Origin of the sequence: Cytobacillus firmus NBRC 15306 (genome assembly GCF_001591465.1) — a bacterium.
GTDB classification, from domain to species: domain Bacteria; phylum Bacillota; class Bacilli; order Bacillales; family Cytobacillaceae; genus Cytobacillus; species Cytobacillus firmus.
The window spans coordinates 1-22,008 of record NZ_BCUY01000022.1; the positions used below are offsets into that span (position 1 = coordinate 1).

22 protein-coding genes are annotated in these 22,008 nt (G+C 43.6%); 18 read left to right on the forward strand and 4 right to left on the reverse strand.

All coding sequences use genetic code 11. From position 1 onward, the window contains the following. Nucleotides 1-54 precede the first annotated feature (54 nt). From liaF to BFI01S_RS08600, 8 genes are all read left to right on the forward strand, one after another. Complete coding sequence (gene liaF, locus BFI01S_RS08565; RefSeq protein WP_061792247.1) at nt 55-789, forward strand: cell wall-active antibiotics response protein LiaF; 735 nt, start codon at nt 55-57, stop codon at nt 787-789. After that, entirely contained in the window at nt 786-1,802 is a 1,017-nt protein-coding gene (locus tag BFI01S_RS08570; RefSeq protein WP_061792248.1) for a sensor histidine kinase, read from the forward strand. The genes liaF and BFI01S_RS08570 overlap by 4 nt, the downstream gene beginning before the upstream one ends. A gap of 43 nt (nt 1,803-1,845) precedes the next feature. After that, nucleotides 1,846-2,478: a response regulator transcription factor gene (locus BFI01S_RS08575; protein ID WP_035326266.1), complete on the forward strand. Its 633-nt coding sequence runs from the start codon at nt 1,846-1,848 to the stop codon at nt 2,476-2,478. A 159-nt stretch (nt 2,479-2,637) separates the two neighbouring features. Continuing rightward, on the forward strand, nt 2,638-3,543 hold the full coding sequence (locus BFI01S_RS08580; protein WP_235831140.1) for a cation diffusion facilitator family transporter: 906 nt from the start codon (nt 2,638-2,640) through the stop codon (nt 3,541-3,543). A 300-nt stretch (nt 3,544-3,843) separates the two neighbouring features. Beyond that, the gene (locus BFI01S_RS08585) at nt 3,844-5,220 is read left to right on the forward strand and encodes a sigma-54 interaction domain-containing protein (protein WP_061792249.1); all 1,377 of its coding nucleotides are present in this window, start codon (nt 3,844-3,846) and stop codon (nt 5,218-5,220) included. 85 nt (nt 5,221-5,305) lie between these two features. Beyond that, nucleotides 5,306-6,625, forward strand: a complete 1,320-nt coding sequence (locus tag BFI01S_RS08590; protein WP_061792288.1) for an aspartate aminotransferase family protein — start codon at nt 5,306-5,308, stop codon at nt 6,623-6,625. A gap of 12 nt (nt 6,626-6,637) precedes the next feature. Further along, nucleotides 6,638-8,005 carry a YjiH family protein gene (locus BFI01S_RS08595; RefSeq protein ID WP_048010493.1) on the forward strand — a complete coding sequence of 456 codons (1,368 nt, stop codon included), beginning with the start codon at nt 6,638-6,640 and terminating at the stop codon, nt 8,003-8,005. Nucleotides 8,006-8,139: 134 nt separating this feature from the next. Beyond that, complete coding sequence (locus BFI01S_RS08600) at nt 8,140-9,465, forward strand: polysaccharide biosynthesis protein (protein ID WP_061792250.1); 1,326 nt, start codon at nt 8,140-8,142, stop codon at nt 9,463-9,465. A gap of 35 nt (nt 9,466-9,500) precedes the next feature. Here the strand turns inward: BFI01S_RS08600 and BFI01S_RS08605 are convergent, their stop codons facing one another. Together BFI01S_RS08605 and BFI01S_RS08610 are read right to left on the reverse strand one after the other, a co-directional pair. After that, nucleotides 9,501-10,166: a hypothetical protein gene (locus BFI01S_RS08605; protein ID WP_061792251.1), complete on the reverse strand. Its 666-nt coding sequence runs from the start codon at nt 10,164-10,166 to the stop codon at nt 9,501-9,503. A 57-nt stretch (nt 10,167-10,223) separates the two neighbouring features. Continuing rightward, nucleotides 10,224-10,487, reverse strand: coding sequence for a YbyB family protein (locus BFI01S_RS08610; protein WP_009334955.1), 264 nt, complete (start codon nt 10,485-10,487; stop codon nt 10,224-10,226). Nucleotides 10,488-10,685: 198 nt separating this feature from the next. On the opposite strand from BFI01S_RS08610, the gene BFI01S_RS08615 reads away from it, so the two are divergent. The 4 genes from BFI01S_RS08615 (at nt 10,686) to BFI01S_RS08630 (ending at nt 14,865) form a co-directional block, all read left to right on the forward strand. Further along, complete coding sequence (locus tag BFI01S_RS08615; protein ID WP_061792252.1) at nt 10,686-11,624, forward strand: magnesium transporter CorA family protein; 939 nt, start codon at nt 10,686-10,688, stop codon at nt 11,622-11,624. Between the two features lie 218 nt (nt 11,625-11,842). Next, complete coding sequence (locus BFI01S_RS08620) at nt 11,843-12,355, forward strand: acyl-CoA thioesterase (protein ID WP_061792253.1); 513 nt, start codon at nt 11,843-11,845, stop codon at nt 12,353-12,355. Between the two features lie 253 nt (nt 12,356-12,608). Then, a complete protein-coding gene (gene ggt, locus BFI01S_RS08625; RefSeq protein ID WP_061792254.1) occupies nt 12,609-14,384 on the forward strand; it encodes a gamma-glutamyltransferase in 1,776 nt (591 codons plus the stop codon). 154 nt (nt 14,385-14,538) lie between these two features. Beyond that, nucleotides 14,539-14,865 (forward strand): SCP2 sterol-binding domain-containing protein, encoded by a 327-nt coding sequence (locus tag BFI01S_RS08630; RefSeq protein WP_048010501.1) that lies wholly within the window; start codon nt 14,539-14,541, stop codon nt 14,863-14,865. 32 nt (nt 14,866-14,897) lie between these two features. On the opposite strand, the gene BFI01S_RS08635 is transcribed toward BFI01S_RS08630, so the two are convergent. Next, entirely contained in the window at nt 14,898-15,395 is a 498-nt protein-coding gene (locus BFI01S_RS08635; RefSeq protein WP_048010502.1) for a GNAT family N-acetyltransferase, read from the reverse strand. 125 nt (nt 15,396-15,520) lie between these two features. Between BFI01S_RS08635 and BFI01S_RS22995 the strand changes: the two genes are divergently transcribed. From BFI01S_RS22995 to BFI01S_RS08655, 6 genes are all read left to right on the forward strand, one after another. Further along, on the forward strand, nt 15,521-15,664 hold the full coding sequence (locus BFI01S_RS22995) for a hypothetical protein (protein ID WP_156185190.1): 144 nt from the start codon (nt 15,521-15,523) through the stop codon (nt 15,662-15,664). Between the two features lie 100 nt (nt 15,665-15,764). Beyond that, on the forward strand, nt 15,765-15,938 hold the full coding sequence (locus BFI01S_RS23330) for a hypothetical protein (protein WP_169799743.1): 174 nt from the start codon (nt 15,765-15,767) through the stop codon (nt 15,936-15,938). Between the two features lie 162 nt (nt 15,939-16,100). After that, the gene (cls, locus tag BFI01S_RS08640) at nt 16,101-17,612 is read left to right on the forward strand and encodes a cardiolipin synthase (RefSeq protein ID WP_061792255.1); all 1,512 of its coding nucleotides are present in this window, start codon (nt 16,101-16,103) and stop codon (nt 17,610-17,612) included. 507 nt (nt 17,613-18,119) lie between these two features. Continuing rightward, nucleotides 18,120-19,511, forward strand: coding sequence for a TldD/PmbA family protein (locus BFI01S_RS08645; RefSeq protein WP_061792256.1), 1,392 nt, complete (start codon nt 18,120-18,122; stop codon nt 19,509-19,511). Between the two features lies 1 nt (nt 19,512). Then, a complete protein-coding gene (locus BFI01S_RS08650; RefSeq protein WP_061792257.1) occupies nt 19,513-20,871 on the forward strand; it encodes a TldD/PmbA family protein in 1,359 nt (452 codons plus the stop codon). Between the two features lie 430 nt (nt 20,872-21,301). Further along, nucleotides 21,302-21,583, forward strand: coding sequence for a hypothetical protein (locus BFI01S_RS08655; RefSeq protein ID WP_082139009.1), 282 nt, complete (start codon nt 21,302-21,304; stop codon nt 21,581-21,583). Nucleotides 21,584-21,622: 39 nt separating this feature from the next. Here BFI01S_RS08655 and BFI01S_RS08660 read toward each other — a convergent pair whose 3' ends face one another. Beyond that, on the reverse strand, nt 21,623-21,964 hold the full coding sequence (locus BFI01S_RS08660) for a DUF3243 domain-containing protein (RefSeq protein ID WP_048010509.1): 342 nt from the start codon (nt 21,962-21,964) through the stop codon (nt 21,623-21,625). Between the last annotated feature and the right edge of the window lie 44 nt (nt 21,965-22,008).

Genomic DNA, 22,008 nt, shown 5'->3' on the forward strand with positions numbered 1-22,008 from the left:
TACAAGGCGCTTCCGCATTTCTTATCATTCCAATATTAGAAGGGAGAATGCCTAATGAACACAAACAACAAAAGCGATTATATGAGCTGGATCATCATATTGGGCATTGTCTTTCTCTTTGTGGAAATAGCCTTTTTTAACAGCGGCGTGGTGTTCTCTCTTCTTGTGCCAATTGGAATGGTATATATCGGAAGAAAGTGGATGCCTAAGAGCTCCGGTAAATGGCTTTTCTGGTTTGGATTAATTTTTCTGCTCATCAATATTTTCAGCATGATGACGCTGAAATTTTTCCTGCTGGCGATTCTGGTTCACCTGCTGATTCAGTTTGGGCAGTCCAAAAAAGACCCTAAACGGATTCAGCCGGAGTTAAAGGAACCGGCAGTAAATCTCCAGAAAGAAACAGTCATAAAAAAGAATCCTCTTTTTTCCAATATATTTGTCGGCCAGCAAAAAACGCCTGAGAAGGTGTATGAATGGAATGATATCAATATCCAGACCGGCATAGGTGATACGGTCATCGACTTAAGCTATACAGTTATTCCAAAGGGAGAAACCGTCATTTTCATCCGGAACTTCATCGGTAATGTGCAGGTGCTTGTTCCTTATGACGTGGAGGTTAGTGTCAGTCATTCGGCCATAGCCGGAAAGGCACGGATATTCGATTACGAAGAATCAAAGATGTTTAATCAGCACCTTCATCTTCAGACGCCTGGCTATGATCAATCAGGACAGCGCGTTAAAATTTTCACTTCTTTCGCAGTTGGGGATATCGAGGTGAAGCGCGCATGAATATCATTCAGCGGCAAATTGCATGGGGAGCGGGCATGTCTCTCCTCATTCTTGCTGTCCTGACAGCCTCTTTTTTTACGATGTTTCCCATTCCCGGCTGGCGGGATCTTTGGGAAACGGAAATACTTGATATTCCATTTATCTTATTTGTGCCGAGCATAAGCCTGGTTATAGGCCTGATCAGCGGTTTGCTGTCAGGCCTTTACTGGCGCAGGCAGCTTTTTGCAGTAGACACTATGCTCCACCAGGTCGAAGAAGGCAGGCAATTGGATGTGCCGGAAACGGGTAAAGAATTGCAGTCCATAGCAGTCAGGGCCGAGAAGATTCAAAAGAATATGGCAGAACAGGCGAAGATCTCTCAAAAACTGGCAAATGAAAAAGCGGAAGATATCGAAAGCAGGATGCAGGAAATCGTTTCCCAGGAACGGAACAGGCTTGCCCGTGAGCTTCACGACTCAGTCAGCCAGCAGCTGTTTGCAGCGTCCATGATGATGTCCGCCATCACTGAAACCCAGCAGCATCCGGAAGACAGGCAGGCAAAACAGCTGAAAATGGTGGAAGAAATGATCCATCAGTCACAGCTCGAAATGCGTGCCCTGCTCTTACACCTTCGTCCGGCTGCACTTAAGGGTAAAAGCCTTCAGGAAGGAATTGAAGAGCTTTTGGTCGAATTGCTTCAGAAAGTTTCCATGGAGATTGAATGGAAGGTGGAGACTTTTCCGCTTGATAAAGGGGTGGAAGACCATTTATTCCGTATCCTTCAGGAGGCAGTGTCCAATACACTCCGCCATTCCAAATCGGAAAATCTTGAAGTGCTCCTGATTCAAAGAGATGATTATGCCATTCTCCGGGTGGCTGATGATGGAGTCGGGTTTGATGTAGAGGAAACAAAGGCAGGCTCCTATGGTCTGCAGAATATGTATGAACGTGTAGCGGAAGTTGGCGGCAGCATGAAAATCATCAGTGTGAAAAATAAAGGAACCCGTCTTGAAGTAAAGGTTCCGATTATGTAAATAATGTCTGCTTAGGCAAGACTAAATTTTGAGGATGAGGCCAATGATTAAAGTACTTTTTGTGGACGATCATGAAATGGTTCGGATTGGAGTGTCTTCTTATTTGACGGCACAGCCGGATATTGAGGTTATAGGAGAAGCGGATAACGGGAAAACAGCGATTGATATGGCACTTGAATTGCGGCCGGATATCATTCTGATGGATCTAGTCATGAAGGAAATGGACGGAATCGAGGCGACCAGAAGAATCATCGAACAATGGCCGGAAGCTAAGATCATCATTGTGACAAGCTTCCTGGATGATGAAAAAGTGTATCCGGCTTTGGAAGCAGGGGCGACAAGCTATATGCTGAAAACCTCCAAAGCCAGTGAAATTGCTGAGGCAGTCCGCTCGACCTATCATGGACAGTCTGTGCTTGAACCGGAAGTAACAGGCAAAATGATGGTGAAAATGAGGCAGAAAAATCAGCTGCTGCCCCATGAAGAGCTGACAAGCCGCGAGATGGAAATCCTCCTTTTAATGACAGAAGGCAAAACGAATCAGGAAATCGCCGACGAGCTTTTCATTGCCTTAAAAACAGTCAAAACACATGTGAGCAATATTCTAAGCAAACTGCAGGTGCAGGACAGGACCCAGGCGGTCATATATGCCTTTAAGCACTCTCTGGTTAAATAATGTCTTTGGAGAGCTAATCATGATATTAGCTCTTTTTATTTTTGCCAAAAATGATTCAGAATCTGCTGATGAGGGTAACAATAAAACCAAACAAAAATATTTGGCGGTGATGTAATGTCTGTGATTGCTTTATTGAAAAAAGGAAACTAATCATCGGGAATGGCAGCAATCGGAAATACGGCACTCGCAATTGCTAAAGGGCTGGCGGCTTTTGCAAGCGGGAGCGGGGCCATGCTTGCCACGACCCTTCATTCACTTGCAGATGCACTGAACCAGGGGTTTGTGTTCTTTGGCAGTGCGCTTGCGGAAAAGGCCCCAACCAAGAGATTCCCAACAGGATTTGGCAGGGTGATTAACCTGTTTGTATTAATTGCTGTTATCGTCATTTCCATTATGGCCTATGAAACGATACATAAAGGCTGGGAATTGATTCAGCATCCAAAGGAATCAACCGACCTCTGGCTCAATGTGGGAGTAATGATACTTGCCGTCGCTGTGGATGGATTTATTTTATTAAAAGCCATGAAGGAAATCGGCCATGAAACGAGGAATCCTGCCAAAGGATTTGGCATTGTGCCGGTTGCCTTTAAAAATGTCAGGCTTGCCTCTCCACCAACACGACTGGTTTTTTATGAAGATATTATTGCGACATTTGGTGCGCTGCTTGCCCTTGTTTCGATTCTAATCGCTCATTTTACAGGACTTTACTTCCTGGATGGAGTGGGGACGATTTTAATTGGGCTGCTTCTGGTGGGCATCGCTGTGAAAATCGGATTTGAAAATACGTTAGGCCTGATAGGAGTAGCAGCACCAAAGGATATTGAAGACCGTATCGCCCAAATTATTCTTGGTGATCCCCAGGTTGTGGATATTAAACAGCTGCGGCTGATCCAGGAGGGAAGAAGATATCATGTGGAAGGATACATTGAACTGGTCGAAGGCCTCACGCTTGCCGATGCGGATGATATAAAAATTGGTGTAAGAAATCAGCTGCTTGATGACCCTGATATTAGTGATGTAACTCTTGGTATTCTTGAAACAGACCAGATTCAGACATGGAAATAATGTTTCAAGAAAAAGAAGAACTTGAAAAGCAGAGGGAAGAGCTATACGGGAAACTGGATGCTATTTTATAAAAGCGAGGGAAGGCTAACAAATGGGTTAGCCTCTTTTTATGCATTTTATTGTATTAATATAAAATTATTTTAAAAAAACCTTTCAGTTTGCATCTATTTCCTGTATAGTAATATACAAAATTGAATAATTATTTAAGTCTGAATAATTTCACGAGATTTTCTTTTAATAATAAGATCTTTCAAAAGAAAAAACGCTATTCAATATTGAATAATTTTTTCGGAGGGACTAATGAACAGCTTTTTCATGGACTGGAATAATGACAGAGAAGTCATTTCTTCAATGGAAGAAGATATTATGGTCACCAATGCAGACGGCATAATTATAAAGGTCAGTAAAGGCAGCGGTGTGCATTATGGCATAGAACCGGATACGCTGCTTGGTGAATCTGTATATGAACTGGAAAGAAGAGGAGTGTTTAAGCCTGCGATTACTCCTGAAGTATTACAGAAAAAGAAAAAAGTCATTCTGGTGCAAAAAGCCGGCTCAGGCAAAAAGATCCTGGTTACTGGTATTCCAGTATTCAATGAAACTGGGAAAATTGATCATATTGTCAGCTATTCCTACGATGTTTCAGAGCTTCTTGTTATAAAAGAATACCTTAACAGTGTTGAGGAGGAAATGGCCAGGGTGAAGAGCGAACTGGATCTCCTGCGCAATAAGAGCATCAAAATGGATGGCATGGTAGCTGACAGTCCGGCGATGAGAAAGATAGCCGAAACCATTAGAAGAATCAGGGATGTAGATGTCACAGTCCTGCTTCTGGGAGAATCAGGTGTCGGAAAATCGGCTCTCGCCAAATGGATTCATCAAAACAGTACGCGAAAAGTCGGGCCATTCATTGAAGTAAACTGCAGTGCCATTCCGGAATCCATCTTTGAAGCGGAGTTTTTCGGGTATGAAGGCGGTGCTTTTACAGGGGCAAAGAATAAGGGCAAAATGGGATTTGCTGAAATGGCAAAAGGAGGCACACTATTTCTTGATGAAATTGGCGAACTCTCAGCCCATCTGCAGGCAAAGCTGCTGAAATTCATACAAGACAAGCAGTTTTATAGAGTAGGAGGGACAAAGCCTGTTCATGCAGACTTTCGGCTTCTGGCAGCTACGAATAAGGATCTTGAAAAAGCAGTGGAATCCAAGGACTTCAGACAGGACTTATTCTTCCGGCTGAATGTGGTGCCCTTAAAGATTCCGCCGCTCAGGGAGAGGAAAGAGGATTTATTTGCGCTCATTCATTATTTTCTCCACGCTATCTCCAAGCGGCATAATCGGGAAAGGCACCTGGACAAAACTCTGGTCGATCACCTGTTGCAGCTTGAGTGGAAGGGAAACGTAAGAGAGCTTGAAAACCTGATGGAGCGGCTTATCGTGACAAGCACCAGCCTGATGATCACGAAAGATGACCTGCCTTATGAATACCATATGCAAGGAAAAAAAGAGGGTTTTATAGATTATGAGGGACAAACTCTTCCCGCTATATTGGAAGATGTAGAGAAAAAAGTATTAATCAATGCAAGGAAACGTTACCGGACCACTACTGAAATAGCGGGTGTCCTGGGAATCAGTCAGCCTTCAGTAGTAAGAAAATTAAAAAAATATGATTGTTAATACATACTTTGGCATGAATATTGCATTAAAGAATAGCAGAGAAAACATAACCATTACAACTATGCAGGATTCAGGAGGGAAAAGTATGAACGGAGAAAATTGGAGTCATCTTGTCGGAAACATTTCAAACTTATTGGCGCCAAGCATAGCAAAGGATCATCCGAATTTGCCGGTAGTCAAAGCGGAAGGCTGCTATTACTATGGTGTCGACGGAAAAGAGTATTTGGATTTTACATCAGGCATAGCAGTGGAAAATGTCGGACATCGCCACCCGAAGGTTGTACAGGCCATTAAAGACAGTGCAGACCATCTGGTGCACGGCCCGTCAGGCGTAATCATCTATGAATCGATTTTGCGGCTCGCAGATGAGCTTGGGAAAATTACACCGGGAAATCTGGATTGTTTTTTCTTTGCGAACAGCGGGACTGAGGCAATCGAAGGAGCTATTAAGCTTGCAAAGTATGTCACGCGGAGGCCCTATGTCGTTTCCTTCACAGGCTGTTTCCATGGAAGGTCGATGGGAGCGCTGAGTGTATCCACATCCAAGAGCAAATACCGCAAGTTTCAGCAGCCGTCCTGGCTGACGTATCAGCTTCCATATGCGGATGAGCGGGACTGTCCATTTGGTGAAGATCCTGAGGAGTACTTTTCAAGAAAACTGGAAAAGGATGCTGAAACACTCTTCAAGCATCAGGTAGAGCCGGAAGAGGTTGCCTGCATGATCATTGAACCGGTTCTTGGGGAAGGCGGCTATATCATTCCTCCGAAGACATGGCTGCAGAAGATCAGGGAAATCTGTGACCGGCATGGAATCCTGCTGATATTTGATGAAGTGCAAACCGGCTTTGGGCGTACTGGGGAATGGTTTGCCGCTCAGGCTTTTGATGTGGTGCCGGATATCATGGCAATTGCAAAAGGAATCGCGGCAGGACTGCCGTTAAGCGCAACAGCAGCTTCAAAGGAACTGATGGGAAAATGGCCGCTGGGTGCCCACGGCACAACCTTCGGCGGAAATCCGATTGCCTGCTCTGCAGCATTGGCGTCTCTGGAAGTCCTAAAAACAGAGAATCTTTTGGAAAATGCTAAGCATATGGGAGAGTATGCATTAAAGAAATTACAGGCTTTGAAAGCCGAGCATCCTGCAATTGGCAGTGTCCGAGGTCTGGGGCTGATGATCGGCATTGAAATTATCGACCCGCAAACCGGAAAACCGGATGGAAACGCGGTAATGGATATCCTGAATTCTTCTCTTGATAAGGGAGTCCTCTTTTATCTATGCGGAAATTCAGGGGAAGTGATTCGGATGATTCCTCCGCTTGTTGTAACAAAGGAGCAAATTGATCAGGGTCTGAGAGTATTGGAAGAAGCACTTATGGAACATGAAGCAGTTGTTTCCAAATCATAAGGAGGTAAGAGCATGAAAGCTGAGACAAGGGTTAAGCCGCAAGCCGTCACAGGAGAGTATTGGAAATTTATTATTCCATCTTTAATTGGGTCGCTCCTATTCCTGGTTCCTGTTAAATTTCAAGGTGACGTAACGATTGGTGTTGGTATTTTAGCCTCTCTTTTAGGCAAAGCGTTCAGTGAGCAGATGCCTGCCATTATCATTTTTATTTTAGGATTATCTGTTTTTCTTTCCATCCTGGCTAAAACAGCTAAGCCGGCATTTATACTGGATAATAAGTTTTTAAAGGGTTTATTTGATACCGGCAAATTTGGGTTGACCATGAGAGTCCTCGGATTCGCAGTGGGAATCATGACTTTCTTTGAAATCGGGCCTGAATTTATCTGGTCGCGGAATACAGGCGGAGTGGTTCTCTACGACCTGGCTCCCGTTTTGCTTACGTGGTTCCTGTTTGCCGGTATTCTTCTGCCGCTTTTAGTAGAGTTTGGTTTAATGGAGTTCATAGGGGCGCTTGTCCAGAAATTTATGAGGCCACTTTTCACACTGCCCGGCCGGTCTTCCATCGATTGCCTTGCGTCCTGGATGGGTGCCGGAACAGTTGGTGTATTGGTAACAACTAAGCAATATGATGAAGGTTTTTACACAAAAAGAGAAGCAGCGGTGATTGCCACAACCTTCTCAATTGCATCTGTGGCTTTCAGCCTTGTCGTAGCGAATGTGGTTGGCCTTGGCCATTTATTCATCCCTTTTTACTTAACCGTTTCTGCCGCCTGTGTCGTGGCAGCATTGATTATGCCAAGAATTCCGCCTTTATCGCGGAAGCCGGATACCTATTATGAGCCAGTAGGACAGCAGATAGATGAAACCATTCCGGAAGGGGTTTCGAAATTGAAATGGGGATGGGAGCAGGCAATTGATAAAGCAAGGAATGCTCCGGGTCCCAAAAAGCTGTTAACCAATGGCATTGAAACTGTTTTGGATATTTGGATGGGCCTGATACCGCTTGTGATGAGCCTGGGAGCAGCAGCCTTGATCATTGCGGAATACACGCCTGCATTTAAGTTTATTTCTTACCCGCTCATTCCGGTTTTGGAGTTTATGCAATTGCCGGAAGCAGGAGCAGCAGCACAGACTATGCTTGTCGGCTTTGCTGATATGTTCCTTCCAGCTGTTATCGGAAGCGGAATTGAGAGCGAGCTGACAAGATTCGTTGTGGCAGGCCTGTCATTAACACAATTAGTATACATGTCTGAAATCGGGATTCTGATCCTGCGTTCAAACATTCCGCTGAGCTTTATGGATTTATTCGTTATTTTTATCCAAAGAACGATTATTACTTTACCTGTTATTGTACTGATTGCACATGTTTTTGTATTTTAACTGAGAGGGGGGCGGCATATTGCCAGCCCTCCTTTTCGTTATATTAATTTTCTTAAAAGTTCCAAAAGGGCAATATATTATCGGGACATGTCTCATATCTTATATAGAATCTGCATTATATAAGGAGAGGCGCAATGAGTAAATTCTTCAAAGGAGTTATATTGCTTGCATTGGCGGCTTTTGCAAGCGAATGTATAGAGTTTGTGGTGAATATGGTGCTCGCCCGGGAACTGGGGGAGAGGGGACTCGGCATGTACATGTCGATTTTGCCGACCATATTTCTGATCGTGCTGCTGGCCAGTTTTGAGCTTCCGATCTCTATTTCTAAATTCATTGCCGAAAAAGATAAAAGGTATCATCTAAGCATGCTTCATCATGTCATCAAGCTGACCATTATCTTTACAGCCGTTTTGGTGCCGGCTGCCGCGATTATAATTCCGTTTATCAGTGTCTTTGATGAGTACCACCCGCTCTTGAGATGGGTTGTGATCGGCTTTATCCCCATCGTGTCCTTTTCCTCGATTGCCAGAGGATTCTTCATGGGCAAGCATCAAATGGGAAAAATTGCAGCATCCAATTTTCTGCGCAAATCCGTTCAGCTCCTGCTGCTCGTGGTGCTTTATCAGGCCTTTCAATTTGATGTCAATACAGCGGTCTTTATTGCTTTTTGTACGTTTGTAGGAAGTGAGATTGTTGTTTTTCTATACTTGCTGAATATGTTTATTATTCAGTATCAGCGGATTAAGAAAGAACCATCTGATTTTGTCAGCGGAAAAAGTGTGAGGCAGAACCTAATCTCTGTGTCTGTTCCGACAACGGCTTTAAGGGTCTTTCATGCCCTGACACATGCTGTTCAGCCGTTTTTGATCAAGGCTGCGCTCTTAAAAGCAGGCGTTCCGGGCGAAATTGCAACAGCACACTTTGGAATGCTCGCCGGTGTTGCCATGACGATTGGTTTTTTTCCATCCTTTATAGCCCATTCCTTTTTAATCATGCTGATTCCGACAGTCTCCAAAGAGTATGCTGATCATAATCTGGGGGAGCTTCGGAGACTACTTCAGCAGGTGTTCTTTGTCACCTTTTTATACGGGATCCCATCGGTTGTTTTTTTCTATTTCTTTGCACAGCCGCTGACGGAGATGTTTTTTCACTCGACAGATGCAGCCGTGTATTTACAGCTGCTGTGGCCATTCTTTCTGCTCCACTTTTTCATAATCCCGATGCAGGCCTATTTAATCGGCCTGGGGCTGATGAAGGATGCGTTCTATCATTCCGTCTGGTCAACGGTTGTTTCATTCACAGCCATGTTTGTGCTTGGCTCGATGCACAGCCTGCAGATGGACGGGATTATAATGGGCATGAATATGGGAGCTGTTCTTCTGGCGATGATGCATTATGTAACAGTATGCAAAAAGATTGGCCTGACACTCTATCTATCGCCAGTTAAGCAATTTAACTGAAGCCGCGAAAAAAGCATCTCCACTATGGAGGTGCTTTAATCTTCGTTATCCTCATTAGGGCCAAACTTATCCTCAATTGTTTGTTCTTCTCTAATATGGTCGCCTTCCTGCAGTTCCGTAACAAGCCGATCTTTTCTGATTTTTACATCGCCTCTCTGGATAAATAGCACATTAATATCCTCATCCTCCCCGATAATATCCCCCAGCTCTTTACCATTAAATTCACATTTTTCGTCAATGAAATAGTCCAATACATGATCATTATCCTCCGTGAGAAGAGCTTCTCTGATGGGGAGATCACGAAAATCGTAATGTTCTTCGAGCTCATGCTCCAGCTTCTCCGAAAGATAATGCCGCACTTTTGGCATCTTTAAGGTAATAATAACCACGAGCAGGACTGCTGCCACGATCGAGATCTTGGCAGTGAAAAATTCATCTGACAGAATGCTGCTGATTGCCGAAATGATAACTGCCAATGAAAAGGCACCAAATAAAATTAAAAAAGCTCCGAACCTTCTGCGGATCGGATGGTCAATGATGAGTTCCGATTCCCCGGTTGTAAAGCCGGTGCCTGTAAGCATGCTGATCACCTGAAATCTGGCAATATGCTTATCAAGCCCAGTATAAGTGAAGATAAGGGTATGAATTTCGATAACGGCCAAAACGATTCCCAAATAAATCAGGATGAAAAGAACACCCATCTTTCTTCCTCCGAAAATTCAGATTTAAATAAAAAACCTAAGGAGCCAGTCCTTAGGTCATTGCTGAACAGTTTCATTATAGTAATTTACTGAATACATGGCACCTTCATCAACCATTTTATTATCTTCAATATTATGAGGGTCCGGATGACCCAGTTTTTCTGTTGGCACTGTATCGTTTAAAAAACGGTCAGGCAGCATGCCTTTCATTTTAACTGCAAGTGACTGAACTTTATTTCGATTGTTTTTGCTTGCTAATAATAAAATACTTGTAATGCCAACACCGGCTAATAGATATGGGTTTAACGGACGAGAATTCATGGTTAGCTCCTCCTTCAGTAATTGGATTTGTATTTCTTGGTGTATATTTACCCGGCATAATGAAGTGCAAACATTTAGTCTTAATAAGATTGTTTCCAGCACTAGAAATAATTACTCATTGTGAATGGTTTTATTCAGGTCCTGACAGGGGAAATATGTACTTAGTAGAAAGGATAGAATTATAGGAGGAAAATGGGGATGGAAAAAGAATATAGTGAAGATAACTGGACATGGCACCGTTACGATCATTTAGATGAAATTGACTTTAATGACGCTGGCGACTATAAAGAAGCTCTGCAGGCATGGGCCAAAAATACTTCTGAGAACAAAACAAATGTAATGGAAATAGATACTTCCGTTCGCAATAAGGAAATTCTTAGCGGCTCTCTCATTTACCAGCAGACAACAAAAGAGCAGCATGAAAATAGTTTGTTCCACTATTTTCTGACAAGGGATTTTCTCCTAACTGTGGACTTTGATTCGAATGTCATTCAGTCTGATGAATCACTGCTTTTAAAAAAAATGGATTATACGAATAATGCTATTGATGGATTTTTTGTGATTTTAGGCGAGATTCTAAGTGATAATATCAAGAAGATTGATAAGTTTGAAGTACGTTTAAATGATCTGTTATGGAAAATAAAAGATAAAAATAATATTAATCGCCTGGAAGAAATATATGAGCTCCGACACCAGATTCTTGTATGGAAAAATATCATGATTCCTGTTAAGGAAATCAGACTTGGTGTGGAAGAAACCTTTGGTGAAGGTGTTACAGAAGGAACTGAATTTAAAAGAACCTGCAAGAGAATTGAAAGAGGCTATACGCTTGTGCGTGAGTTTCAGCAGGAAATTGATGATCTTGTGAATTTTGAAGAAATGGTATCCATGCATAGAGGAAATGAAATCGTGAAGACGCTCACGGTTATAACCACTCTCATGACTCCGATCGCAACCTGGGGAGCGCTCTGGGGAATGAACTTCAAAGTCATGCCCGAACTGGAATGGAAGTACGGCTATTTGTTCTCAATTATTATTATCATTGCTACTACTGTGGCCCTCTATATCATGCTCGTGAAAAAAGGCTGGATGGGTGATATCCTGAGGGGAAAAAAGAAGAATTCATTCTTTAAATAAAGAACATCAGCTCATAATGTTTTTGATGGGTCAGGCCAAATTGAATATAACGGTAAAAAATATTGAAAAGCTTCTGTTCATTGGTATCTGCAGATTTTCTCAGCACACTGTCGAGGACCTGGTAGGGGATATTTTTGGCAACATTTTTTATATCTATCCAAATTATTTTTATTAGCCATCAGCATTTGATATGCTTTATTAAAACAGGAGGCAACAACATGAACGAAACAAAAACATGCAGAGAATCTTTTACGGTTAAAACAAGCATCGTGCTTCCGCCGGACACGAATACATATGGAACATTATTCGGCGGCAAGCTAATGGCTTACATTGATGATGTCGCAGCCATCGCGGCGATGAGGCATGGAAGGAGAAATGTCGTAACCGCATCTACAGACTCTGTTGACTTTCTTCATCCCGTTTATGAAGGCAATTCAGTCTGCCTGGAGGCTTTTGTGACCTATACAGGCCGGACATCTATGGAGATATTTGTAAAAGTAATTGCAGAAGACCTGCTGACAGGCAATCGAAATGTGTGTGCGATGTCCTTTCTAACAATGGTTGCGGTTGACGAGAATGGAAAGCCTGCTCCGGTGCCGGCAGTCGTTCCTGAGACAGAAGAAGAAAAGAGCTTATATGAAACAGCAAAAGAACGGGCGGAATTCCGCAAAAAGCGGAGAAAGGACAGCGAAGCCAGAGCAAAGACATATGGTACAAGTCTGCCCTGGTAAATAACAAAGCCAATAACAGACATCCGGAATGAGGAGCCGTTTTTTTGATGAGGGTCAAGAGCACCTGACACTGTTTCACCCTGTCAAAAACTTCCTCCTCATTTTTTCCCATCTGTAAGAATAATTGAACCTTTTTACACATCACTGTCTAGTAATATAGATTTAACTTTCAGAATATTAACTCTTATTCCTTGATTATCCTTTTCCTTCCTCTTAAGTTAGACGTGTAGAACCTAACAGAAGGAGGAAAATTATGAGAAGAGTTTTGAAAGCTAGTATTCTAATGCTTTTAAGTATTTTACTGGTTGCCGGAACCATGCCTTTAACCGGGCAGGCGAAAAAGCCGAAGCACGATGATGGTTATGGCGGTTATAGCCAGGTTGATGTCGGCAAGGATGGAATGGTGGCTTCGGCCCATCCGCTTGCGTCAAAAATTGGGGCAGATGTTTTGAAAAAGGGCGGTAATGCCATCGATGCGGCTGTCGCAGTCCAGTTTGCCCTCAATGTGGTGGAACCGATGATGTCCGGAATTGGCGGCGGGGGCTTCATGATGGTCTATGATGGCAAAACGAAAGAAACCACCATCATAAACAGCCGTGAACGTGCTCCGGCTGGTGCAGCGCCGGATATGTTCCTGGATGAAAACGGGAAGCCGATTCCATTTGCGGAGCGATCAACTGGCGGTACGGCTGTCGGTGTGCCGGGCACATTGAAAGGGCTGGAAACAGCTCTTGAAAAATGGGGAACACGCCCTATGCAGCAGCTGATCGGTCCTGCGATTAAGCTGGCAGATAAAGGCTTTCCGATTGATTCTGTATTAGCCGATGCGATCGCCGATAATCAGGATAAGCTTGACAGAACGGCTGCCGGCAAAGTGTTTTTGCCTAAGGGTGAACCTCTTGAAGAAGGGGACCGTTTAGTACAGAAGGATCTTGCCAAAACGCTTAAAATGATTCGTTCTGGCGGAACTGACGCTTTTTATAACGGGAAAATAGCAGACGCTCTTGCAGGTGTGGTGCAGGATTTTGGAGGATCAATGACACCGGAAGATCTGGCAAAGTATGATGTAACCATTGACGAGCCTATTTGGGGAGACTATCAGGGGTATGAAATTGCGAGCATGCCGCCTCCAAGCTCTGGAGGAGTATTTTTGCTGCAGATGCTGAAAATTCTGGATGATTTCAATCTATCACAATATGATTTAAAATCCTGGGAAAAATATCACCTGCTTGCTGAAACCATGCATCTTGCTTATGCAGACCGCGCAGTATATGCAGGGGATCCGGAGTTTGTAAATGTCCCGGTCAATGGTCTCCTTCACCCTGATTATATTAAGGAGCGCCAGGAACTGATCAGCCTGGATAAAGCCAACAAAAATCCTGAAGCGGGAGATCCTTGGAAATATGAGAACAGTGAAGCCAATTATGAAGCGGCTGAACAGCCGAATGACCGCCAATACGGTGAGACTACCCATTTTTCCGTAACGGACAGATGGGGAAATGTTGTATCTTATACGACAACGATTGAACAGGTATTCGGAACAGGAATCATGGTTCCAGGCTACGGATTAATGCTGAATAATGAGCTGACAGATTTTGATGCCGTGCCAGGCGGGGCAAATGAAGTCCAGCCGAATAAGCGGCCTCTAAGCTCGATGACACCGACGATTGTCTTTGAAGATGGAGAGCCTATTCTGACTGTTGGTTCACCAGGCGGCCCAACGATTATTACATCAGTACTGCAGACAATCCTTTATGCCATCGAATATGACATGGAGCTAAAAGCAGCAGTTGAGGAACCGCGGATCTATACCAATAACCTGAATTCCTACCGCTTTGAAGAAGGCATTCCGTCAGAAGTTATTGATGGGCTAAACGGAATGGGGCATAATTTTGGTCCAAGTGCGACCACAATTGGAAACGTCCAAAGTATTTTGATTGACCGTGATAAAGGTATTTTCAAAGGTGTAGCAGATTCAAGCCGTAATGGAGCCGCCATTGGCGTTGATTTGAAAGGGAAAAGAAAATAGAGTTTATGAGAATAGCACCTTGCTGATAAGGTGCTATTCTTTTGGTTGAAAAATGAATACAAATTCATTTTTTTAGCAGGGATTCATCTATATTTGTTGAAATAGAACGGGTCAGGCAAAAAGGTATTTTGGATAATAGAAGGGGGAATATGCCATGACGGTAAAAAATGAACTATATCAGCTGGCGGATAAAATAAACGCTGATCCCGTACATATCAAAGATGAAAAAAATCGGGTATTTCAAGTGGACCTGGAGGAAAGCGGTCCTATTCAAATTTTCTTGAAGGATGGAAAAGTCATAGTGGAAGAGGGTGCTCCACACCAATCAGAAGTAACACTGAAATTGTCAGAAAAAAACTTTTCTAAGCTATTAAAAGGCGATTTAAACACAACCATAGCATTTATGACAGGCAGTCTTAAGGTGGACGGGAAAATGGGCCTTGCCCTCAAATTACAGGAAATAGTGAATAACTATCAATGATAAAAAGGCAGCCATCATAGAGGATGCTGCCTTTAAAAATACAATGCCATCAGGTCTTCATCATAGTACTTGCCATCTATCTTCAGTGCATGCCTCTCCTTGCCGTAAACCTCAAAGCCGAAAGAAGCATAGAGCTTTTTAGCAGGAGTATTTTCAGACATGACGGCCAAGTGGATTTGTTCAACCCCGTCCCAGGATCGTGCCTTTTCTACAGCCTTGCTGACAAGGCTCTTGCCGACACCATTCTTTCGGGCGGACTCTGTCACGTACATTGCATATATATTCGAGCGGTGCTTCATTTTTAACCCTGTATCTCTTACTAAACTGACAACACCTATAAGCTTTCCGTTTTCAAATGCGCCGTAGTGAAAAGAGTTTACTGCCATAAATCTTTCTCCGTACACTTCAGGAGGCCGGCTGGCTTCCTCTTCATAGCTTGAACCAAAAGCTTCCGGGTTCTTTTTTAATCCTTCTAACCTAATCTCTTTGTACATTTCACCATCATCCTGGCGCAGCAGTCTGATTTCCAACAGGGTCACTCCTTTATTTTTTCTTAACCCTTAAATTCTCTTTACCATTACAAAATCCTTTAGCAAAAATTGTTTTTCTTTGCTTTGATAAGGGAACAGGATAAAAAAGTACAGGAGGGATCAGTATGGCACAGGATAACAACAAGGACTTAAAAGAGATTGTAAAAGGGCATGATTCCCGGCAGCAGCAAGAACAGTCATTAAAAGATCAGGAGCGTAAGCCGGATCAGCAAAACCGATTAAAGGACCAGGAGAATATGAGGAAGTAATTTTGAGAGGGAGCTATGAAGAATAGCTCTCTTTTTTTAGGCCGAATTGTAAGCAATGGTTTCCGCATATGGAATATACATATATAAAGGGGGAAGCAGAATGGGAGTGCTGTTTGGTTTAATTATTGCGACTCTGGTTTTCGCCTATTGCATTGACCGCAGAAGGAAGAAGTTAAACAATACAATGCAAAAAGGGATCAGCCCAAGTGAAAAACCGGGGGAGAGCTCGAATTATACGATGGGTGATAATCATTATACCGGAGGGGGACAATAGCTATGGAGTTTTGCGATATCAGCAAGGCTCTTCTTTTTTTCCGGATCATGCTTTCTTATCCTGAAAATGGGAAAAGATAATGTTGCCTGGTTTCTAAAGCGCATCAAAAAGGGTATAAGGAAAACATACATATTGTAACCTTTTTTAGGAGAAGTGGCCCCTATGAAAAAAAGAAGAGTGGAGTCTTTATTTGTATTTATCCTGATTGCATCTGTGTATACGATATTTTTCACGGATGCCGCCCCACCCATTAAAATCGGTGCAGCCCTGCTTTATGCGGCTGTCATATTTATCAGCGCTATATCCTTGATGCTCGAGAATCGGAGCCCTAATCAGACATTGCTTTGGATGTATGTGCTGGTATTTTTTCCGGTAGCCGGTTATTTGATTTATTTGTTCTCCGGGCAGCTTTATTTGAAAGGCTATTTATTTAAAAGCAAAAGAAGCCGCGACAGGGATGAATGGAAAAGGCTGATGAAAAGGGAAGACACGCCTGATATATCATTTCTGCAGGACAGCCAGCACTGCTTTGCTAAATTCGCCAATAATGTGGCATTGACCCCTCTGAGCACCAATTCAAGGGCGAAAATACTTAAAAATGGGGAAGAGACATTTAATGAAATCAAGAAAAAGCTGCGTGAAGCAGAAGAGTTTATCCATATGGAATATTATATTTTCCGGTCTGACAGGCTTGGCAAGGAAATCATCAATATCCTGATCGACAAAGCCAGGCAGGGAGTGGAAGTGCTGTTTATTTTTGATGCGGCAGGCAGCATGGGGATTACACTGGAGGATTTGCAGTGCATGGAGGATGCAGGGATTAAGGTAAAGCCATTTTCTCCGCTTAAGTACGGTTTTTTTAATCAGAAATTCAACTTCAGAAACCATCGCAAAATTGTTGTTATAGATGGAAAAGTCGGCTTTGTGGGCGGACTGAATGTGGGAGTTGAATATCTGGGCGAAAATGAAAAGATTGGATTCTGGCGTGATACTCATATGCTCCTTAAGGGGGAGGCAGTGTATACATTGCATACGGTTTTTCTCCTGGATTGGGAATATGTCAGCAAGGAAGATGTGCTGGAGGAATACCGGGATGTAAAGTATCCGATTGATGATGATGTGCTTGATGGTGCGGTGCAGGTGGTGGCCAGCGGTCCGGACACACAGCAGGGAATTATGAGTGATCTTTATTATTCAATGATATCCTGCGCGACCAGATCCATTTGGATTGCCACACCTTATTTTGTCCCTGATGAATCGATTCGTACGGCATTGAGGGTGGCGGCGGCTAAAGGAGTGGAAGTGCGCATCCTTGTTCCGGAGATCAATGACAGCTTCCTGACGCAATACGCCAGCCGGTCCTACTTTGCGGAGCTTCTGCGATATGGCGTCGAAATTTATTCTTATAAAAAAGGCTTTCTCCATCAGAAGATTATTATCGTGGACGGAATCCTCGCTTCCATTGGAACGGCGAACATGGATATGCGCAGCTTCCACTTGAACTTTGAAGTAAATGTCTTTTTATACGGCACAAGCTCCATCCGCGATCTTGTCGCACATTATGAAGAGGATCTGGAGGAAAGTGTGAAATTAAGTCCTGTCCAATATTATAAGCGGGGATCGGCGGAAAGATCGAAGGAATCCTTCGCCCGGCTGTTTTCGGGGGTGTTGTGAAAAAGTGCCATTGATGTGGCGCTTTTTTTGTGTGGAGGGATACTGTTTTTTTAATCTGCAGATAGATGAGGGGGGACTTGCAAATAGACCAGCCGAAATTACAAATAGATGAACAAGCCTGCAAATAGACCAGCCAAACCTGCAAATAGATAGGTAAATGCAAATAGAAACCCGGAACCTGCAAATAGATGAGCAAATTTGCAACTAGACTAGCCGGAATTACAAATAGATGAGCAAACCTGCAAATAGACCAGCCCAACTTGCAAATAGATAGATAAAATGCAAATAGAAACCCTAAACCTGCAAATAGATGAGTAAATTTGCAAATAGACCAACCAAACCTGCAAATAGGCCCACCCCACAAAAAAGCAACCCACCCATTTACGTCTCCAGACCGAGGCATAATCATCCTCTTTATTGGTCAAAAAAGGAAAAAATCATACTAAAATAAAGATCAGTACGGTATGATTAGAATAGTTTGAAAAGTTAGATAGAAGGAGGGTCACTATGTTTTCACAATCAGTCATTCATGATGTTATTACGGCAGCTCTGGCCACTGGCGGGGATTTTGCCGAAGTATTTGTTGAGGATCGTTTCACCAATAGCCTTGCGCTCCAGAGCGGAAAAATCGAGAGCAGCTTATCAGGCAGGGATTACGGGATCGGCATACGTGTGTTTAAGGGGCTTCAGAGCGTTTATGCTTATACAACGGATGGATCAAAGGAAGGTTTGCTGAAAGCTGCGGGCAATGCTGCCCAGGCGATCAGAGGAGAAAAAATCATTCAGCCCGCACAGCTGCAAAAGGAAATTATTCCGGCAGGGCATCCTATATCTCTGAATCCGCGCGAAGTGGAGAAGCTCCGCAAAGTAGATGTCATGAAAAAGGCATACGAAATTGCGAAAAACTATCACAGCAGCATCCAGCAGGTTACGGTCAGGTATTTGGATGAAGAACAGAATGTGCTGATTGCCAATTCGGAGGGTAAGTTTGTTGAAGACCGACGGGTGCGAAGCCGCCTTGCTATTCAGTCGATTGCGGCAGAAGGAAATCAAATGCAGCCTGGATTCTATGGACCTGGAGCCCATAAAGGCTTTGAATTTATGGAAAACCTGAACTTGGAGCATTACGCCAATGAAGCATCTCGCATCGCCGTTACGATGCTTGGGGCAGACCCTTGTCCAAGCGGGAAGTTCCCTGTGATCATCGATAATGAATTCGGCGGTGTTATTTTCCACGAAGCATGCGGACATGGCCTTGAAGCTACATCTGTAGCGAAGGAAAACTCTGTTTTTGCAAACCGGATCGGCGAAAAAGTGGCCTCGGATGTTGTTACATACATTGATGACGGCACGCTTGCCAATGAGTGGGGATCGATTACGATCGATGATGAAGGCGAAAAGGCGCGTAAAAATGTCCTGATTGAAAATGGAATTTTAAAAGGTTACTTGATTGATAAATTCGGCGGACGCAGGATGGGCATGGCATCGACAGGATCGGGAAGACGGCAGTCCTACCGTTTTGCACCGACTTCGAGAATGACCAATACGTACATTGCAAACGGCAAGTCCACTCCGGAAGAAATCGTCTCAAATACTGAGTACGGAATATATACCAAATACATGGGCGGCGGGCAGGTCAATACCACAACGGGCGATTACAATTTCGCTGTCATGGAGGCGTATCTCGTAAAAGACGGAAAAATCGGCAAGCCGTTAAAAGGTGCTACTTTAATTGGGAATGGCCCGAAAACACTCCAGCTGGTTGATATGGTGGGAAATAACCTGGACCATGGTGCTGGCATGTGCGGTTCACAGAGCGGAAGCATTCCTGTCAATGTTGGCCAGCCGATGATCCGCGTAAGCGAAATGACTGTTGGCGGAACAAAGGGAGGCGAATAATATGAACCTGCAGGAATTTAAGGAAAAGCTATTTCAGCTTGGCGGGCAGCATGGTTTTACAGATATGGAGCTTTATTATGAGAGAGAGGAAAAGTTCGCCTGCGAGCTTTTCAAAGGTGTAATTGATTCCTACGACACTTCCGAAGTGTTCGGAACCTCCTTCCGAGGCCTTTACGAAGGCAGGATGGGCTATGCTTTTACGGAGAAACTGGATGAGGAATCCCTGTCTTTTCTGATCGAGAATGCGAAGGAAAACTCTCAATTTATTGAGGATGAAGTACAGGAAGAAATCTTTGCCGGAAGCGATAAGTATGAGTCTGGAAGCTACTATTCAAGCAGTCTTGCTGAAGTTACGATTCATGAAAAAATTAATTTGCTCAAGGAAATAGAAAAGCACATCTATGCATATGATGAGCGGGTAACCGGGACAGATTATTTCATGCTGCGAAGCGGTGAAACGGAAAGGGTTCTTCTCAACAGCAAAGGCCTGAATCTCAGCGAAAAGAACAATCATGCCGGCATTTATGTATCAGTCATCGTAAAGCAGGGGGACCAGGTGAAAAATGGCGAATACTCCAAGTTTACGAGAGACTTTTCCATCTTGAATCCGGAGGAAATTGCCAAACATGCAGTAGAAGAAGCATTATCACAGCTTAATGCAAGGAGTGCTGAAAGCAAAAACTACCCTGTGCTCTTGAGAAATGATGCTGCCAGCGCTCTGCTGCAGACATACAACTCGATTTTCTCAGCGGAAAACACCCAAAAAGGGCAATCTGCTTTAAAAGGGAAAACGGGTGAAGTCATTGCAGCAGCGTCATTGAATATCGCAGATGATCCATTTTTAGAAGAAGGTCTGCTCAGCTCTAATTTTGACAGCGAAGGGGTTGCCACTGCCAGAAAAGATATTGTGAAAGACGGCAGGCTTGTTACCTTAATGCATAACCGCAAAACAGCACAAAAAGATGGTGTGGAATCGACAGGCAATGCCTATAAAGCTTCTTATAAGGGCGCTTTGACGGTAGCTCCAACAAATCTATACGTCAATCCATCCAATCAAAGCTATGATGAGCTGGTATCCTCGCTCTCAGAGGGCATCATCATTACCGAATTATCCGGCCTCCATTCCGGTGCCAACACCGTCTCAGGGGACTTTTCCATTGCCGCCAACGGCTTTTATGTCAAAGACGGAAACGTGCAAAACGCCGTAAACCAAATGACGATTGCCGGAAACTTCTATGAGCTGTTAAAAAATATTGAAGCCATCGGTTCAGACCTGGAATTCTCAATGGGCTTCATGGCCACAGGCTACATTGGCTCGCCATCTCTATTAATCAGGGAGCTTGCTGTGACGGTTGAATAAATAAAAAGGGATGGCATACCACTTCATAGGTGGTGTGCTTTCTTCATTAAGGGAGCTGCTGGATAAGCTGAAAAATCTGCAGGAAAAATAAAGGATTTTCTTTTCGGAAAATAGAAATTTTGCTGATAAACAAAAATAGGAGGCAAAAAGATGAAAACCCTCGAAACCAGCCGCCTGATTCTTCGCAGCCTTACCCTTGATGATGCACCCAGGGTAGCGGAAATCCCGGATCATGGAGGATTATGGAGAAAACGGGGATGAAGCATGAAGGGATTTTGCGTCAGCATGCAATAAGAGATGGGAGGCGGGTGGATTTGACCTACTATGCCATTCTGCGTGAGGAATACACCGGGTAAGGGAGCCGCTGTTTGAATCGCACTCCACAATATGTTTCAATAGAAGCAAATCCTTTTTAATCATGGAGGTTCATGTGCGGATCATTGCTTCCCATCCTTTTTTTACAGTAAGCAGGAAGATCGACTGGAACCAGCAGCAATACATTGAACAGGAACTTTTTCTTCACTTATTTGAGGATCATATCCTGTCGCCATCAGAAAAGTTTCTCCTTGATGAAGTTTGGGATATGTCATACAGAAATTCCAGCTGCGAATTTGGTTTCCTGTATCTTCATACCAATCGGGGTGTGTTTTCTTTTCAAGTAAAGTCAGAGCCGAGTCACTTTATAAACCTGTATAGAGATCTTAAAAAGTAAAAGCCGGAATTGTCACGATTAACAATTCCGGCTCCATTATTATGCCTGCTCTGTCAGGCGTACAAGCATATGTGCGAGCTTATGCCTTTCTTTATCATCCCCGACCTTCCATAATTCCTTCAGCAGCTGTTCTTCACGGTTTTTTGGCTCCACATTTTCAGCGAGGTAGCCAGCCACTTTTTCTGCGGTTACGGCAAGCTGTTCCTCATTTAATCCCAGCTTTTTGCCAAGCTCAATTCGTTCCGCCAGATAGCTCTTAAATTCATCGAAGCTGCTTAAGATGTCCTCAGCTCGTTCATTCGACATCTTGTCCATTGCGCTCTTAATATTTTTTGTATCCAGTTCACCATCTTGTTTGATTACATGTTCTTGTTCATTCATTTTTATAGACCTCCCAAAGGATTGTTTTCTTATTAAATATCCTT

What these genes read in the sequence shown, in the direction of transcription:
- BFI01S_RS08610 (WP_009334955.1), bottom strand. Translation starts at nt 10,487, where the DNA reads ATGAATTCTCGTCCGTTAAACCCATATCTATTAGCCGGTGTTGGCATT.
- BFI01S_RS08605 (WP_061792251.1), bottom strand. Translation starts at nt 10,166, where the DNA reads ATGGGTGTTCTTTTCATCCTGATTTATTTGGGAATCGTTTTGGCCGTT.
- BFI01S_RS08575 (WP_035326266.1), top strand. Translation starts at nt 1,846, where the DNA reads ATGATTAAAGTACTTTTTGTGGACGATCATGAAATGGTTCGGATTGGA.
- BFI01S_RS08630 (WP_048010501.1), top strand. Translation starts at nt 14,539, where the DNA reads ATGACGGTAAAAAATGAACTATATCAGCTGGCGGATAAAATAAACGCT.
- BFI01S_RS08600 (WP_061792250.1), top strand. Translation starts at nt 8,140, where the DNA reads ATGAGTAAATTCTTCAAAGGAGTTATATTGCTTGCATTGGCGGCTTTT.
- liaF (WP_061792247.1), top strand. Translation starts at nt 55, where the DNA reads ATGAACACAAACAACAAAAGCGATTATATGAGCTGGATCATCATATTG.
- BFI01S_RS08585 (WP_061792249.1), top strand. Translation starts at nt 3,844, where the DNA reads ATGAACAGCTTTTTCATGGACTGGAATAATGACAGAGAAGTCATTTCT.
- BFI01S_RS08580 (WP_235831140.1), top strand. Translation starts at nt 2,638, where the DNA reads ATGGCAGCAATCGGAAATACGGCACTCGCAATTGCTAAAGGGCTGGCG.
- ggt (WP_061792254.1), top strand. Translation starts at nt 12,609, where the DNA reads ATGAGAAGAGTTTTGAAAGCTAGTATTCTAATGCTTTTAAGTATTTTA.
- BFI01S_RS08590 (WP_061792288.1), top strand. Translation starts at nt 5,306, where the DNA reads ATGAACGGAGAAAATTGGAGTCATCTTGTCGGAAACATTTCAAACTTA.
- BFI01S_RS22995 (WP_156185190.1), top strand. Translation starts at nt 15,521, where the DNA reads ATGGCACAGGATAACAACAAGGACTTAAAAGAGATTGTAAAAGGGCAT.
- BFI01S_RS08615 (WP_061792252.1), top strand. Translation starts at nt 10,686, where the DNA reads ATGGAAAAAGAATATAGTGAAGATAACTGGACATGGCACCGTTACGAT.
- BFI01S_RS08650 (WP_061792257.1), top strand. Translation starts at nt 19,513, where the DNA reads ATGAACCTGCAGGAATTTAAGGAAAAGCTATTTCAGCTTGGCGGGCAG.
- BFI01S_RS23330 (WP_169799743.1), top strand. Translation starts at nt 15,765, where the DNA reads ATGGGAGTGCTGTTTGGTTTAATTATTGCGACTCTGGTTTTCGCCTAT.
- BFI01S_RS08660 (WP_048010509.1), bottom strand. Translation starts at nt 21,964, where the DNA reads ATGAATGAACAAGAACATGTAATCAAACAAGATGGTGAACTGGATACA.
- BFI01S_RS08620 (WP_061792253.1), top strand. Translation starts at nt 11,843, where the DNA reads ATGAACGAAACAAAAACATGCAGAGAATCTTTTACGGTTAAAACAAGC.
- BFI01S_RS08570 (WP_061792248.1), top strand. Translation starts at nt 786, where the DNA reads ATGAATATCATTCAGCGGCAAATTGCATGGGGAGCGGGCATGTCTCTC.
- BFI01S_RS08645 (WP_061792256.1), top strand. Translation starts at nt 18,120, where the DNA reads ATGTTTTCACAATCAGTCATTCATGATGTTATTACGGCAGCTCTGGCC.
- cls (WP_061792255.1), top strand. Translation starts at nt 16,101, where the DNA reads ATGAAAAAAAGAAGAGTGGAGTCTTTATTTGTATTTATCCTGATTGCA.
- BFI01S_RS08595 (WP_048010493.1), top strand. Translation starts at nt 6,638, where the DNA reads ATGAAAGCTGAGACAAGGGTTAAGCCGCAAGCCGTCACAGGAGAGTAT.